This is a genomic window from Campylobacter novaezeelandiae (assembly GCF_004323845.1).
Lineage (GTDB): Bacteria > Campylobacterota > Campylobacteria > Campylobacterales > Campylobacteraceae > Campylobacter_D > Campylobacter_D novaezeelandiae.
In genome coordinates this window covers 110,763-125,390 of the sequence record NZ_QPGR01000003.1, presented here as the reverse complement: position 1 = coordinate 125,390, position 14,628 = coordinate 110,763, and the positions used below count along the sequence as shown (strand labels likewise).

17 protein-coding genes are annotated in these 14,628 nt (G+C 28.6%); 10 read left to right on the top strand and 7 right to left on the bottom strand.

The window, feature by feature from the left end; all coding sequences use genetic code 11:
- Nucleotides 1-17 precede the first annotated feature (17 nt).
- Nucleotides 18-449: a YqaA family protein gene (locus tag DU473_RS02820; RefSeq protein WP_131163803.1), complete on the top strand. Its 432-nt coding sequence runs from the start codon at nucleotides 18-20 to the stop codon at nucleotides 447-449.
- On the opposite strand, the gene DU473_RS02815 is transcribed toward DU473_RS02820, so the two are convergent.
- On the bottom strand, nucleotides 405-1,412 hold the full coding sequence (locus DU473_RS02815; protein WP_131163831.1) for a nucleoside hydrolase: 1,008 nt from the start codon (nucleotides 1,410-1,412) through the stop codon (nucleotides 405-407). The two genes, DU473_RS02820 and DU473_RS02815, sit on opposite strands and share 45 nt — an antisense overlap.
- Complete coding sequence (locus DU473_RS02810) at nucleotides 1,412-2,773, bottom strand: MFS transporter (RefSeq protein ID WP_131165652.1); 1,362 nt, start codon at nucleotides 2,771-2,773, stop codon at nucleotides 1,412-1,414. The genes DU473_RS02815 and DU473_RS02810 overlap by 1 nt, the downstream gene beginning before the upstream one ends.
- Before the next feature lie 156 nt (nucleotides 2,774-2,929).
- Between DU473_RS02810 and polA the strand changes: the two genes are divergently transcribed.
- Genes polA through motB form a run of 3 tightly spaced genes read left to right on the top strand, consistent with a single transcriptional unit; the run spans nucleotide 2,930 to nucleotide 7,092 of the window.
- Nucleotides 2,930-5,569, top strand: coding sequence for a DNA polymerase I (polA, locus tag DU473_RS02805; RefSeq protein ID WP_131163801.1), 2,640 nt, complete (start codon nucleotides 2,930-2,932; stop codon nucleotides 5,567-5,569).
- Between the two features lie 12 nt (nucleotides 5,570-5,581).
- Nucleotides 5,582-6,358: a flagellar motor stator protein MotA gene (gene motA, locus DU473_RS02800; protein WP_131163800.1), complete on the top strand. Its 777-nt coding sequence runs from the start codon at nucleotides 5,582-5,584 to the stop codon at nucleotides 6,356-6,358.
- Nucleotides 6,359-6,360: 2 nt separating this feature from the next.
- On the top strand, nucleotides 6,361-7,092 hold the full coding sequence (gene motB, locus DU473_RS02795) for a flagellar motor protein MotB (protein ID WP_131163799.1): 732 nt from the start codon (nucleotides 6,361-6,363) through the stop codon (nucleotides 7,090-7,092).
- On the opposite strand, the gene flhB is transcribed toward motB, so the two are convergent.
- Nucleotides 7,089-8,177, bottom strand: coding sequence for a flagellar biosynthesis protein FlhB (gene flhB, locus DU473_RS02790; protein WP_131163798.1), 1,089 nt, complete (start codon nucleotides 8,175-8,177; stop codon nucleotides 7,089-7,091). The two genes, motB and flhB, sit on opposite strands and share 4 nt — an antisense overlap.
- Before the next feature lie 224 nt (nucleotides 8,178-8,401).
- The gene (locus tag DU473_RS02785; RefSeq protein ID WP_131163797.1) at nucleotides 8,402-8,998 is read right to left on the bottom strand and encodes a peroxiredoxin; all 597 of its coding nucleotides are present in this window, start codon (nucleotides 8,996-8,998) and stop codon (nucleotides 8,402-8,404) included.
- Between the two features lie 197 nt (nucleotides 8,999-9,195).
- Between DU473_RS02785 and DU473_RS02780 the strand changes: the two genes are divergently transcribed.
- The 6 genes from DU473_RS02780 (at nucleotide 9,196) to DU473_RS02755 (ending at nucleotide 12,464) form a co-directional block, all read left to right on the top strand.
- The gene (locus DU473_RS02780) at nucleotides 9,196-9,480 is read left to right on the top strand and encodes a DUF362 domain-containing protein (RefSeq protein ID WP_131163796.1); all 285 of its coding nucleotides are present in this window, start codon (nucleotides 9,196-9,198) and stop codon (nucleotides 9,478-9,480) included.
- Between the two features lie 96 nt (nucleotides 9,481-9,576).
- Nucleotides 9,577-9,993: a nucleoside-diphosphate kinase gene (gene ndk / locus DU473_RS02775; RefSeq protein WP_131163830.1), complete on the top strand. Its 417-nt coding sequence runs from the start codon at nucleotides 9,577-9,579 to the stop codon at nucleotides 9,991-9,993.
- Entirely contained in the window at nucleotides 9,990-10,343 is a 354-nt protein-coding gene (locus DU473_RS02770; RefSeq protein ID WP_131163795.1) for a hypothetical protein, read from the top strand. The genes ndk and DU473_RS02770 overlap by 4 nt, the downstream gene beginning before the upstream one ends.
- 12 nt (nucleotides 10,344-10,355) lie before the next feature.
- Nucleotides 10,356-10,502, top strand: coding sequence for a 50S ribosomal protein L32 (rpmF, locus tag DU473_RS02765; RefSeq protein ID WP_012662034.1), 147 nt, complete (start codon nucleotides 10,356-10,358; stop codon nucleotides 10,500-10,502).
- Between the two features lie 5 nt (nucleotides 10,503-10,507).
- Nucleotides 10,508-11,491: a phosphate acyltransferase PlsX gene (plsX, locus tag DU473_RS02760; RefSeq protein ID WP_131163794.1), complete on the top strand. Its 984-nt coding sequence runs from the start codon at nucleotides 10,508-10,510 to the stop codon at nucleotides 11,489-11,491.
- Entirely contained in the window at nucleotides 11,469-12,464 is a 996-nt protein-coding gene (locus tag DU473_RS02755; RefSeq protein ID WP_131165654.1) for a beta-ketoacyl-ACP synthase III, read from the top strand. The genes plsX and DU473_RS02755 overlap by 23 nt, the downstream gene beginning before the upstream one ends.
- A 371-nt stretch (nucleotides 12,465-12,835) precedes the next feature.
- On the opposite strand, the gene DU473_RS08615 is transcribed toward DU473_RS02755, so the two are convergent.
- From DU473_RS08615 to serC, 3 genes are all read right to left on the bottom strand, one after another.
- Nucleotides 12,836-13,012, bottom strand: coding sequence for a Cj0814-related protein (locus DU473_RS08615; protein ID WP_498365874.1), 177 nt, complete (start codon nucleotides 13,010-13,012; stop codon nucleotides 12,836-12,838).
- A gap of 4 nt (nucleotides 13,013-13,016) precedes the next feature.
- Nucleotides 13,017-13,238, bottom strand: a complete 222-nt coding sequence (locus DU473_RS02750) for a hypothetical protein (protein WP_131163792.1) — start codon at nucleotides 13,236-13,238, stop codon at nucleotides 13,017-13,019.
- 308 nt (nucleotides 13,239-13,546) lie between these two features.
- Complete coding sequence (gene serC / locus DU473_RS02745; RefSeq protein ID WP_131163791.1) at nucleotides 13,547-14,620, bottom strand: phosphoserine transaminase; 1,074 nt, start codon at nucleotides 14,618-14,620, stop codon at nucleotides 13,547-13,549.
- Nucleotides 14,621-14,628: the final 8 nt, after the last annotated feature.

The following is a 14,628-nucleotide window of genomic DNA, read 5'->3' as shown; positions in this document are numbered from 1 at the left end:
CCTAAATAAGGCTTTAAATGTTTGAAACCCTTAGTTATCCTATGCTTTTTCTTGCAAGTTTTCTCTCAAGCACTCTTCTTCCACTTGCAAGCGAAGCTTTCGTGCTTGCTTTTATCAAATTTAATTTTAATCCTTATTTAGTCCTTTTTATAGCTACCTTAGGAAATACCTTAGGAAGTTTAAGCACTTATACTCTTGCCTTTTTAGGAAAACAAAAAATTTTAGAAAAATATTTTTCAAATTCTTTAAAAAAATTGGAAAAACTAAGCATTAATTTTAACCGCTTTGGAGCAATATTTTCTTTCTTAAGCTTTTTACCTATAGTAGGAGATATCTTTGTTTTAGGACTTGGATTTGCTAAATACTCTCTTATAAGAGCTATTATTTTTATCACTCTTGGAAAATTAAGTCGTTATATTTTTATAATTTTTATAGCAAATTCCTTTTAATAATCTTGTTTTAATAAGTTCTAAAAGTTTAGGATTATTTATATTTTTTAAAACTTTCACTGATCTTTTTTCTTTTAAATTTAAACCTAAACTTAATTTAGGCTCTTTCTCAACACGATAAGCTAAACCTCTTACCAAAGAGCTATCACAAACAACATCTACAAAATATTCATCAAATTCTGCAATACTTTCATCAAGCATATAAGCAACGCTTAAAGCATCATGAATCCAAGTTCCCTTTGTCCCCCTTGTATGACTAGCATAATAAATCCAAGCTCTTAAAGTTTGAATTAAATAATTGCAAAGTTCATTTTTATTTTCTAGTTCATCTAAATCTTTATGTGTTAATAAAGTTTGCATAGTAGCATTATAAGGAGCTAAAACAATTTTTGCTTTAGAATTTAAAACTATATTGGCTGCTTCTGGATCAAAACCAAAATTTGTATCTTTGATATATGAGGGCATATCAAAACTTCCCCCCATAATATGAATTTCTTTTACATTTTTATCAAAATCTTTAAAAAGTCTCATAGCAATAGCTATATTTGTAAGAGGACCTATAGCACAAATTGAAATTTTTTTAGGATTTTGCATTATAAGCTCACCCATTTTCAAAGGGGCATTAGGTATTATATTTTTCATTATTTTAGGTTTTTTTATAGTATCCCAAAGGGATTTTAAATTTTGTTTTTTAACACTATTATCAAGTCTATCACGCCAAGGTTTCATAGGCTCTTTTAAAGCAGAATTAGCCCCTAAATACACAGGGATATTTAAATTCCAAAGTTTTAAAAAATGCTTTGCCACACTATAAGCTATAATATTAGATACATTACCGCTTACAGTGCTTATCATTTCAAGTTTAATTTCTTTAGAAGCCAAAATTAAAGCAAGAGCTAAGCCATCATCTGTATTAGCTCCTGCTATACCATTACCAATATCAGTATCTAAAATCAAATGGATCATATAGCATCTTTAATTAAATTTAAATCCCTTCCTCTTGTTTCTGGAGCAAAAAATGTAGTAACAAATCCTATACCAGCAGTTACAACAAAATAAATCGCTATAGGAATCCAAGTGCCATAATAAGCAAGCAAGAAAGAAGCTATCATAGGGGCACTTCCACCAGAAAGGATAGAGCCTAATTCTTTTGCAAAAGCCATTTTAGTATAACGATTTTTAACTCCAAACATTTCAACACCCCAAGCAGCCTGAACTCCAAAAATTCCTAAAGATGCTAAAGACATTCCTACGATAATAGTTAAAATAACTACAATTTCATCTCTACTATCAAGCAACATAAAAGCAGGAAAAGCATATAACATTAAAAGAAAACAAAAAGTTCTATAAGTTATTTTTCTTCCAAATTTATCACTTAAATAACCTGCTAAAGGTATGATTAAAAATCCAAATAAAGAGGCACTTAAAACTGCTGTTGTAGCTACTGATTTATCTAAAAGCAAAATCTTAGTAACATAACCTACTATAAAACCTTGTGCCAAATAAGATGGTCCATTTTCTCCTATTCTTAAACCAACCATAATCCAAAATGCTTTACTTTTTTGCCAAAAAGTTCTTGTGTCTTCTTCTAATTCTTTCACATTTTGTGCTCTAATTTTTAACATTTCTTCTTTTTGTTTTTCAAAAACAGGACTTTCTTTAATAAAAATACGCAAATAAAGAGCAAATAAAACAATAAAAAAGCTTCCGATAAAAGGAATTCTCCAGCCCCATTCTTTAAAAGATTCATCATCTATTTGCACGACTAAAAGCCACACAAAAGAGGCAAGCAAAGTTCCACTATTAGATCCTAATGCTATAACAGAAGAAACAAGTCCTCTTCTTTTACTAGGAGCATATTCTCCAAGCATAATTGTTCCACCTGAAAGTTCTGCTCCTGCTCCTAAACCTTGCATGAATCTTAAAATAACTAGACAAAGTGGCGCCCAAATTCCTATAACAGCATAGCTTGGAATAAAACCTATAAGAGTTGTAGAAATTCCCATTAAAGCAATAGTTATCATCATAATATTTTTTCTTCCGTATTTATCTCCTAAATATCCAAAAAATAAAGCTCCTATAGGTCTTGCAATAAAACCTATACCATAGGTTACAAATGAAAGCAAAAGAGCTATTACTGGTGTTTGTTCTGGAAAAAATACTTCCGAAAAAATAGTTGCTGCAGCTAAACCATAGAGTGCAAAATCAGCATATTCTAAAGCTGTTCCAAGCCAACAAGAAAATATAGCTTTTTTGAAGGCTTTTTTTCCATCTGGAGTATTAAAATTTTGATCTGCAATACTACAAGCTTGTTTATTTGACATATTTTTCCTTAAAAATATAAATTTAAAAGATGAAAAAATATACTAATTTTGCTTAAATACCTATTATCAACTTTCAATTTAAATGATTTTTCCTAATTTTTAAGTTAAAATTTGAAATAATTAAGAAAAATAAATTTCTTAATTAAAGATTATCCTATGAAAACTTTAACTATAATTGATACATTTGGGTTTTTCTTTAGACTTTTTTATGCTCTTAAAGGACTCAAAAACTCTAAAGGTGCTCCTAGCGGTATGATTTCTGGCTTTGCCAATTTTATTTACAGCCTACAAAATGAATATAAAAGTGATTATATTTTATTCGCACTTGATTCTAAAGGTAAAACATTTAGAAGCGAAATTGATCCAAATTATAAAACTAACCGCACCCCTCCTCCTGAAGAATTATTAGCACAAATTCCAATTTGTATTGAAATGATAGAAAAAATGGGTTTTATGAGTTATTCCAAAGAAGGTTACGAAGCAGATGATATTATAGCTTCTGTTGTTAAAAAATGCGAAAATGAAGATATTTTTATACGTATTATTACTCAAGATAAAGATCTCTATCAACTTATAAAAAATGGAAAAGTTAGTATTTATAGCCCTATTTCTAAAAATGATTATAATGAAGAAGCTTGCATTGAAAAATATGGCGTAAAACCCTCACAGATTAGAGATTTTTTAGCTCTTTGTGGAGATAGTTCTGATAATATTCCAGGTGTTAAAGGTATAGGAGCTAAAGGAGCTAAAACTTTACTTGAACAATTTGATAATATAGAAAATATTTATGATAATCTTATGTTAGTACGCAATGAAAGAAGTCGCATTTTACTTTTAGAAGGAAAAGAAAATGCTTTTTTAAGCAAAAAACTTGCAAGTTTAAAAAATGATATCGAGATTCCTAATTTGTTGGAAAAATCTATTTTTAATCAAGAAGAACCTTTATTAAAAATTATAGATATCTTAGAACAATATGAACTTAATTCTTTACTTAAAAAAATGCAATTTAATTCAAAAAATCAAAATAGAATTTTAAACTTCAAAACAACTTTAATCTTAGATGAAAATAAACTTTTTAATATCTTAGAAAATTTAGATCAAGAAAGTATTATTGCTTTTGATACAGAAACAACTGACCTTGATACAAAAAAGGCTAAAATAGTTGGATTTAGTTTTTGTTATAACGAAAATGAAGCTTTTTATGTTCCCTTAAATCATAATTATTTAGGAGTAAAAAAGCAAATTTCGCTTCAAAATGCAAAAAAAGCCATAGAAATTATTTACAAGCATACCGTTATAGGACACAATCTTAAATATGATTTTAAAATCATACAAAATAACTTCAATTTAAACCCTCCTCAAAAATATGCTGATACTATGATATTAGCTTGGCTTTTTAATCCAGGCTTAAGAGTAAATATGGATGATTTGGCTTTAAGACTTTTTGATTATAAAACCTTACATTTTGAAGATATAGTTAAAAAAGGAGAAAATTTTGCAAGTATAGAACTTGATAAAGCTTGCAAATATGCAGCAGAAGATGCGTATATTACTTTAAAATTTTATCTTTATTTTCTTAAAAATTTAGATCCAAAATTATTAGAACTTGCTTATAAAAATGAATTTGATTTTATAAAAGTTATTATAATGATGGAAGAAAATGGTATAAAACTTAATACATTAGAACTTGAAAATTTAATGCAACAATTTAGCAAAGAAATAAAAAAGATAAGCGAAGAAATTTATACCTTATGTCAAGATCGCTTTAATCTTAACTCTCCTAAACAAATAGCAGAAGTTTTATTTAATAAGCTTAATCTTAATACCAAGAAAAAAAGCAAAACAGGATATTCTACTGATGAAAAAGTTTTAAAAGAACTTATTAATGAGCATCCCGTAATAGAAAAGATTTTATCTTATAGAGAACTTGCAAAACTTTACTCAACTTATTGTGAGCCTCTTTTAAAACTAGCACAAAAAGATGAAAATTCAAGAATTTATTCTAGTTTTTTACAAACTGGAACTGCAACAGGACGTCTTTCTTCTAAAGATCCAAATTTACAAAATATTCCCGCACATGGTCAATATGCTAAAGATTATAAATCCTGCTTTATTGCACAAGACGGTTTTAGTTTTATCTCTTTGGATTATTCCCAAATAGAACTTAGAATGCTCGCTCATTTTAGCAAAGATCAAAAACTTTTACAAGCATTTTCAAATGATGAAGATATCCACGCAAAAACAGCTATTATGATATTTGGAGAGAATAATTATAAAACCAGAAGCATAGCAAAAAGCATTAATTTTGGACTTATTTACGGCATGGGCTATAAAACTTTAAGCACTAATTTAAAAATCGAAGCAAAACTTGCCAAATCTTATATAGAAAAATATTTTGAAAATTTTACTAGCATTAAGGATTATTTCGAACAAGTTAAAAATGAAGTTAAAAAAAATGGTTTTATTACTACTCTTTTAGGGCGAAAAAGATTTTTTGATTTTGAAAATGCTAAAGCCATGCAAATAGCAATGTATGAAAGAGAAAGCATTAATTCTATTTTACAAGGTTCAGCAGCTGATATTATTAAACTTGCTATGATAAAAATTGCCCCAGACTTAGATAATAACAAAAAACTTATCTTACAAATTCATGATGAACTTATTTTTGAAGTAAAAGATGAATTATGCGAAAATTTTGTAAAAAAAGCTACTGATATTATGGAAAATATTGTAAAATTAGATGTAAAATTAAAAACTTCATCAAGTATTGCTAAAAATTGGGGAGAACTTAAATAAGGAGAATTACTAATGGATCTTTCAACCATACTTGGAATGGTACTTGCTGTAACAAGTATTTCTGTTGGCGATATATTAGAAGGTGGTAATCCTTTACATGTTATTCATCTTTCTTCATTTCTTATTGTGATGCCAACCGCTGCTTTTTGTGCAATGACGTCTACTCATAAAAAAATTGTTAAAGCTGCTTATAAAGAATTAAAAATTGTCTTTAAAGGATCTGGAGTTAACCTCTCAGAAAGAATAGCTCAACTTATAGAATTTGCTATTATAGCAAGAAGAGATGGACTTTTAGCCTTAGAATCAAAAACCAATGAAATTGAAAATGAATTTTTAAAAAATGCTATGATGATGCTAGTAGATGGAAAAAGTTTTGATGAGATTAAAGAAAGTATGGAAATTCAAACCGAACAACTTGAAGAACACTATAAAGAATGTGCAGAATACTGGATAGTGTTTGGAGAAACTTGTCCAACTATGGGATTAGTTGGAGCCGTATTTGGACTTATATTAGCACTTAAACTTCTTGATGATCCTCAGGCAATGGCTGCTGGTATTTCAGGAGCTTTTACTGCAACTGTTACAGGAATATTTGGAGCTTATGCTCTTTTTGCTCCTTGGGGTAGAAAGATGAAAGCTAATGGAATGGATTTAGTTAAAGAACAAATTGTTATTACTGAAGCTATCAAAGGCATAGCAGAAGGGGCTAATCCTAGAGATTTAGAGGCTAAACTCTTTAATTTTCTTAGCCATGATGATCCTAAAATTTCACAATTTGATAAAGGCTAAAAATGGCAAAAAAACATAAATGTCCAGAATGTCCAGCAGGTGAAAAATGGGCTGTTCCTTATGCAGACTTTTTGAGTTTACTTTTGGCACTTTTTATAGCTTTATGGGCTATTTCTAAATCAAATCCAGCAAAAGTTGAAGCTTTAAAAACAGAATTTATAAAAATTTTTGATTATACCACAACCCAAACCATACAAGAAGAAAGCAAGAATCAAGAAAAATACAAAGGACCTGCAAAAACAGAAAGTGATGAAATAGAAGCTTTAAAACAAAGAGTAACAACTCAACAAGATACCATTAAAAAGCTTCAAGCTGCTTTAGATCAATCAAATAATGAAGTTGCATTAAATCTTCCTTCTAAAATTTTATTTCAAAAAGGAAGTGCTGAAATCATCTCTGCTGACATAAAAGATTATTTAAAACGCATGGCACAACTTGCTCTTAATTTACCACCTCAAACGAAAATTGAAATTAGAGGCTATACAGATAATAGTGATACAGTATTAAGAAGTTTTGAACTAGGTTATGAAAGAGCTCAAAATGTTTTAAAATATTTTATTGATGGCGGAGTTAATATAAAAAATTTAAGTATTAAAAGTTATGGTTTTAATGAACCTTTACAAAATAATCCTACCACTTTAAATAATAATAGAGTTGAAATTTATTTTAAAGTTGATAGCGATAATGAAGCTGCTCAAAAATCTATACTTGAACTCATTCACAAACCAAATTAATTTTTAGAATTAATTTGGTTTGAAAGCCTGCTTTTATTATTGGAATTATATACAAATCCTAATACCTCAGCTACAGCCTTAAATAATTCTCTAGGAATAAGATCATTTACATCACAAACTTTATAAAGCTCTCTTGCTAAAGGAGGATTCTCATAAACAACAACATTATTTTTATAAGCAATTTCTTTAATTCTCAAAGCTAAAAAATCTATACCTTTTGCTACAACTCTTGGAGCTTGTTCTTTGGTTGTATCATAACGAATAGCAACAGCATAATGCGTAGGATTTGTTATAACCACATCAGCACCAGCTACATCTTGCACCATACGACGTCGTGCTGTTTCCATTTGAATACGACGAATTCTCGCTTTAACCTGTGGATCTCCTTCCATTTGTTTATATTCATCTTTAATTTCTTGTTTGCTCATTCTAAGACTTTTAAAATATTGAAAACGCACTAAAAATACATCTAAAACAGCAATAATCATAAAAGCAATAATCACAATAGCAGCTAAAATAATGGCCTTATCTCTTAACCAAATAAGCTGATTAAACATATTATAAAGTTCAACTTTTGGAAGCTCTTTCATAAACTGAAGCAATACTATAAAAGCTATAGTAAAAACAACACCGACTTTTAAAATAATTTTTACACTTTCTAATAATTTTTTTAAAGAAAAAAGATTTTTAAGACCTTTTAAGGGATTAATTTTTCCTAAATTTGGCATAATAGGTTTTGTTGTAAATACAAAACCAAATTGCATAACATTTCCTAAAACACCTGCAACCATAATACTTAGCACTATAGGAGCAAGCATAATCAAAACTTCAAAAATACTTTTAATCATAATAGATTGAATAATCCTAAGATCAAGCTCAACCCCGATAAAACTTTGATAATATCTATATAAATTAACTATTCTCTCTCCTAAAAATCCCATTAAAAAAAGAGTGATAGCTACAGCAACAATTAAAGTTATAACTGCGGAGGCATCCTGACTTTTAGGAACATTTCCTTCTTTTCTGGCATCTTCTATTTTTTTGGATGTGGGTTCTTCTGTTTTTTCTTGATCTTCGCCTGCCATAAATTCTCCTATTGCTAATAAACTTTCAAAATTACATTTTTAAAATATTAATAAATGATTATATTAAAAAATATATAAGTAATTTAATAAAAATATTTATTTTAGTGCTAATAAATTCTGTAATACTAAATTTATCATTTAAACAGATGTATAATTAATTAAATTAATATAAGAGTTCTATAAGGATTTATCAAATATCTCCCTTAAAAAAGGGAGAAAGCTAATTAAAGTTTGTTTTCATTTTTTCCAAGATAATCAGCAACGCCTTTAGGATCTGCTTTCATTCCTTCATCACCTTTATTCCAACCTGCTGGACAAACTTCACCATGCTCATTTGTGAAAAGCATAGTATCAACCATTCTAATCATTTCATCAATATTTCTTCCAAGTGGTAAATCATTAATCACAGCATGACGAACTGTTCCATCAGCATCTAAAAGAAATGATCCGCGAAGTGCTACAGCCTCTGCATATAATACATCAAAATTTCTAGCAATTTGTTTAGTTAAATCAGCAACTAGAGGGAATTTAACTTGGCCAATACCACCTTGATTTACTGGAGTATTTTTCCAAGCAAAATGTGAAAACTCATTATCTCCTGAAATTCCAATTACTTCAATTCCTCTATCTTTAAATTCTTGATATCTTTTATCAAATGCAATGATTTCAGAAGGACATACAAAAGTAAAATCTTTTGGATAGAAAAATACAACAGCGCCTTTTGGTCCTATATTTTTATAAAGATTAAAATCTTCTACTATTTCATTATTTCCTAAAACTGCTGGAGCAGTAAAATCTAAAGCTTTTTTTGTAACTATCATTTTTATCTCCTAAATAATAAATTTTATTGATAACTAAATTATATCGTTTAAATCTTTAAATATTATTGAAATAGATATTATATTATTGATTTTTAATAAATATTATCAATAAAGATAAATTTTGATTATCAAAAAAATAAGTTTTTAAGAATAGTATGATAGAATTCTAAAATATTAATTTAATATAAGGAGAAAAAATGGCAGTAAAAATTACAGATATTTGTATTGCATGTGGTTCTTGTATAGATGAGTGTCCGGTTTCAGCAATAGTAGATGATGCAAGTAATCCTAATAATGAAGATAGTTATTATGTATATGCAAACAAATGCGTTGAGTGCGTAGGATACAATGATCAACCAGCATGTGCAAGTGCTTGCCCTACAGATGGTTGTATAGTTTGGAGTGATATTCAAGAAGGACAACCAAGTCGTAATGAAATTGGTGCAGATATGAGAGATGGAAGCACTCCTGTATTTGCTTAAAAACTAAAAATATTGATAAAGATTAATTAAATAAAATTTTAAGTATAATTTAAGTATAATCATAGTTTTTTAAAATAAATTATGGAGAATACTTTGATTCAAAAAACTTTATCAATTATTAAACCTGATGCTGTTAAAAAAAATGTAATAGGTAAAATTCTTGATCGTTTTGAAAGCAATGGATTGAAAATCGTTGCAATGAAAAAAATTCAATTAAATCAAAACCAAGCCGAAGAATTTTACCAAATTCATAAAGATAAACCTTTCTTTGAAGATTTAGTTAAATTTATGATTAGTGGGCCTGTGGTTGTCTCTGTTTTAGAAGGAGAAGATGCTGTATTTAAAAATAGAGAATTAATGGGTGCAACCAATCCAAAAGAAGCTAAAGCTGGAACTATAAGAGCTGATTTTGCTGAAAACATTGACGCAAATGCTGTACACGGAAGCGATAGTCTAGAAAATGCAGAAATTGAAATTAACTTTTTCTTTAAAACTGATGAAATATATAAATGAAAATTCATTTTTCTAAAATTCATACAACACCCTATCCTTTTAAACTCAATCTTGAAAATATAGTTTTTGAAGGAGATATGGTTAAAATTAATGCGAAAATAGTTAAAATTAATGCTATAATAAAAGGCTTTATTTATAAGCCTTGTGATAGCTGTGGAGAAGAGGCTGAATTCTCCATTAATGAAAAATTAGAACTATTTGCAAGTGATGGTATTTTTAAAGATTCTGAAAATGAGCTTAGTAATACTATCGAATTTTTTGATTCTCAAATTGATCTTATAGAAATTGCAATTGGGGAAGTTGAAACATATTTTAGTGATTATTTTTATTGCGATAAATGTAAAATTTAAAAAGGAGAAAAAATGGCAGTACCTAAAAGACGAGTAAGTAAAACACGTGCAGCAAAACGTAGAACACATTATAAAGTGACTCTTCCAATGCCTATTAAAGATAAAGATGGAAGTTATAAAATGCCTCATCGTGTTAATCCAGTAACTAAGGAATACTAAAATTTATGATAAACATTGCAATTGATGCAATGGGTGGCGATTTTGGAGAAAAACCTATTGTTGAAGGTGTAATACAAGCTTTAAGTATAAAGCCTTTTAATGCAATTTTAGTAGGTCAGTCTGAAATTTTAAAACCTTTAATTCCGCAACATTTAGAAAAATATATTCGATATGAAGAGGCAAACGAAATTTTCTCTATGGAAGAAAGTGCAACAGAGGTTTTAAAACGAAAAGAGACAACTATTTATAAAGCTATAGAACTTGTAAAAGAAGGCAAAGCAAAAGCAGTTGTTTCAGCAGGACATAGTGGTGCAACTATGTCTTTAGCGACTTTAAAACTTGGAAGACTTAAAAATATTTCAAGGCCTGCTATTGCAACTTTAATGCCGAATATTAAAACAAATACTTTAATTTTAGATGTTGGTGCAAATACCGATTGTAAAGTTGAGAATTTATTTCAATTTGCAATTATGGGTGAAATTTATGCTAAAGAAATTATGAATATTCAAAAACCAAAAATTGCACTTCTCTCCAATGGAGAGGAAGAAAGCAAGGGAAATGAGCTCACTAAAGAAGCTCATCAAATTATGAAAAAAATTCCAAATTTTATTGGAAATGCTGAAGGTAGAGATATTTTCAATGGAAGCATTGATGTTTTAGTTTGTGATGGTTTTAATGGAAATATTATTCTTAAATCCTGTGAAGGTGTTGCAACAGCCATATTTCAAATATTAAAATCAGAAATTAAAAAATCACTTATTTCAAAGTTAGGAGCTTTATTGCTTAAAAACTCTTTTTATAAACTTAAAAAGCGTATTGACTGGCAAGAATATGGTGGTGCGCCTTTGCTAGGTATTAATGATTGTGTTATTATAAGTCATGGAAAAAGTGACTCTAGGGCAATTAAAAATGCGATTTTTCAAGCTATTAAGTTTAGCGAATCAAATATTAATCAAGTTATAGAAAATGAACTCTCAAAATATAGTTAAAAAAGCATCTTTACGTAGTATAGCAGCTTATGTGCCAGAAAAAGTTTTAAGTAACTTTGATCTTGAAAAAATTGTTGACACTTCAGATGAGTGGATAACAAGACGCACAGGTATTAAAGAAAGGCGTATTGCCAATGATAACGAGCAAACAAGTGATCTTGGAACAAAAGCAGCATTAAAAGCTATAAAAAGAGCAAATTTAAATCCTGATGATATTGATGCAATTTTAGTAGCAACTCTGAGTCCTGACTATTTTGCTATGCCTTCAACTGCTTGCAAAATAGCTTCAAACCTAGGGCTTAAAAATATAACGGCTTTTGATATTTCAGCTGCTTGCACAGGATTCATTTATTTACTTGAACTTGCAAAAGCTATGGTTGAAAGTGGTAGCAAAAAGAATGTTTTGATCATAGGAGCAGAAAAAACAAGTTCTATTATTGATTATAATGATAGAAGTATTTGTATTTTATTTGGAGATGGAGCTGGAGCTGGCATTATAAGTCTTAATTCTGATAATCCTATTATTGATGTTCATACTGCAAGTAATGGGGACTATGGGGATCTTTTAATGACTAAACGTTCGCAAAAATCCAGTATAAGCACTCCACTTTGTATGAGTATGAAAGGAAACGAAGTTTTTAAAATAGCTGTTAACACTTTAAGCAATGATGTTATAGAAATTTTAAAAAAAAATAATCTAAAAGCAAGTAATATTGATCTTTTTATACCGCATCAGGCAAATTTACGCATTATTAAAGCTGTACAAGAAAAATTAAATTTAGAAGATCATAAATGTGTTGTATGTGTGCAAAAATACGGCAATACTTCAGCCGCTTCGATACCTATGGCTATGAACGATGCTTATGAAGAAGGACGTCTTAAAAAAGGAAATTTAATACTTCTTGATGCTTTTGGTGGGGGTTTTACTTGGGGTTCTGCTTTACTTAAATTCGGCGGAGAAAATTTTTCTTAAACCTCTATATCCACATTTTTAATTCTAAATAAATCACCTTAAGAAAGAATTTTATTAATAAATTCTTTTGCATCATTATTAAATTCCATACTAAGAAGTTCTAATTCTTTACTTGTGCCAAATTTAGCTTCTAGAGCCTTTTTTAAAGTCTATTTCTTGTATTATCTTCTTTGTATGTTTCATTTTACAAAGCTAAAGTATCAACTCTTGGAGAAGAATTCATAAGACCTACAAAAGTAGGCTAGATTTGTTGATACTAGAAACTCCCGATTTATAAAGGACGGGGAAGCATGTCATAAAAAGCAAAGGATAAGACTTAAATTTTTTTCTTGGTAACCAAATGGTTAAAATTCTAAAAAAATACAAGGATATTAAAAGGCTTGATAGAAAAAATAATTCTTAAGCTTTAAATCTAAGCCTTGTTTATTTAACATTTCTAAGATTTCTAAAACATCCATTCTATTTTCTTGTTGAACTTTTAAAAATTGTTGCCAAAAATTTGTTTTTACTTCATCTTTGTAAGTTTCGCTTTTACTTTCTGCTTGTATAGGTTTAAAAAAGTTTTTGTTTCTTGTTCTTTTTGGTTGTTATATTGCTCTTGTGCAGTTTGCATTTCTTGTTGAATATCTTTCTGCTTTTCTCTGCAATTTCGCCAAATCTAGCTTCGTGTTTGGCTTGAAGATCTAACCATTTTTGTTTAAATTCTTCTACACTCATACTTGTGTGATAAATTTTTACATATCCTTTTTGTAAGTCTTCATCCAACCAATGCACTGAAACTTTATTTTTTGCTTTAAAATCTGATCTTGTATAGAGCCTTTAGCGATAGGAATTTCTTTTGTAAGTTCATCATAATAATCTTTGTAAGATTTTAGAAGTTTATCTAAATTTGCAACATTTGACTTGTTTTTATCATTTGGAATTTGAGCGGTATTTTTATCGCCGAAATTCCAATTATTTGTTGTGCTTATTCCAAAAATGCTTAAACTTGAATTATATGGTATTCATATTTTATCCTAAAATAAGAATTTAATTATTTATTATTTTTAAGCATCTATTTTATATTAGAAAATAAAAAATAATTAATTATATTTTTTAGCAAATTCTTTCATAAAATCACATAAAGTTTTTACCTGCTCTAAAGTTATAGCATTATAAATACTTGCACGAATTCCGCCCAAAAGTTTATGTCCTTTAAGTCCTAAAAGATCATTTTGTTCTGCTTCTTTTAAAAAAATAGGAAGCAAATTCTCATCTTTTATATTAAAACTTACATTCATTAAAGATCTATCTTTATTTTGCGCATAGCCTTTGTAAAAACCTTCACTTTCATCTATAGCCTTATATAAAAGATTTGCTTTTTCTAAATTTTTTTCATAAACCACATCAAGACCTCCTTGCTTTAAAAGCCATTGCATTTCAAGATTAAAAATATAAATAGCAAAATTACAAGGAGTATTAAATAATGAATTATATTCTGAATGGATACTATATTTTAACATACTCGGTAAGATTTTATTTTTACTTCTTTCTAACATATCTTTACGAATAAAAACACAAGATAAGCCTGAAATTCCGGCATTCTTTTGAGTTCCTCCATAAAAAAGAGCGATATTAGAAAAATCTACTTTTTTAGAAAAAAAATCACTCGAAGCATCAACAATCAAAGGACTCTTAGTCTTTGGATATTCTTTATATTGTGTTCCATAAATAGTATTGTTTGAACATATATAGGCATAATCAGCATTATCACTAAAGTTTATTTTTGGTATATAAGAAAAATTTTCTTCTTTACTTGAAGCAACAATTTTAAGATTGACTCCCAAAATTCTAGCCTCATTAATAGCTTTTTGAGTCCAAATTCCAGTATTTGCATACTCACAAACTCCGCCTAAATATAAATTCATAGGAATCATAGCAAATTGTAAACTAGCACCTCCATGCAAAAATAAAACTTCATAATTATCATCTAAATTATAAAGTTCTTTAGCCATTTTCATAGCATCAAAATGAATCTCTTCAAAAACGCTACTTCTATGACTAAACTCCATAATAGAAAAACCAAGTCCCTTATAATCAAGTAAATTTTCATTTGCCTCTTTTAAAACTTCTAAAGGTAAAGTTGAAGGTCCTGCACTAAAATTAATTTTTCTCATATTTTTTC

Coding starts and splice junctions, on each gene's coding strand:
- DU473_RS02820 (WP_131163803.1), top strand. CDS start 18: ATGTTTGAAACCCTTAGTTATCCTATGCTTTTTCTTGCAAGTTTTCTC.
- DU473_RS02810 (WP_131165652.1), bottom strand. CDS start 2,773: ATGTCAAATAAACAAGCTTGTAGTATTGCAGATCAAAATTTTAATACT.
- polA (WP_131163801.1), top strand. CDS start 2,930: ATGAAAACTTTAACTATAATTGATACATTTGGGTTTTTCTTTAGACTT.
- motA (WP_131163800.1), top strand. CDS start 5,582: ATGGATCTTTCAACCATACTTGGAATGGTACTTGCTGTAACAAGTATT.
- motB (WP_131163799.1), top strand. CDS start 6,361: ATGGCAAAAAAACATAAATGTCCAGAATGTCCAGCAGGTGAAAAATGG.
- flhB (WP_131163798.1), bottom strand. CDS start 8,177: ATGGCAGGCGAAGATCAAGAAAAAACAGAAGAACCCACATCCAAAAAA.
- DU473_RS02785 (WP_131163797.1), bottom strand. CDS start 8,998: ATGATAGTTACAAAAAAAGCTTTAGATTTTACTGCTCCAGCAGTTTTA.
- DU473_RS02780 (WP_131163796.1), top strand. CDS start 9,196: ATGGCAGTAAAAATTACAGATATTTGTATTGCATGTGGTTCTTGTATA.
- DU473_RS02770 (WP_131163795.1), top strand. CDS start 9,990: ATGAAAATTCATTTTTCTAAAATTCATACAACACCCTATCCTTTTAAA.
- rpmF (WP_012662034.1), top strand. CDS start 10,356: ATGGCAGTACCTAAAAGACGAGTAAGTAAAACACGTGCAGCAAAACGT.
- plsX (WP_131163794.1), top strand. CDS start 10,508: ATGATAAACATTGCAATTGATGCAATGGGTGGCGATTTTGGAGAAAAA.
- DU473_RS02755 (WP_131165654.1), top strand. CDS start 11,469: ATGAACTCTCAAAATATAGTTAAAAAAGCATCTTTACGTAGTATAGCA.
- serC (WP_131163791.1), bottom strand. CDS start 14,620: ATGAGAAAAATTAATTTTAGTGCAGGACCTTCAACTTTACCTTTAGAA.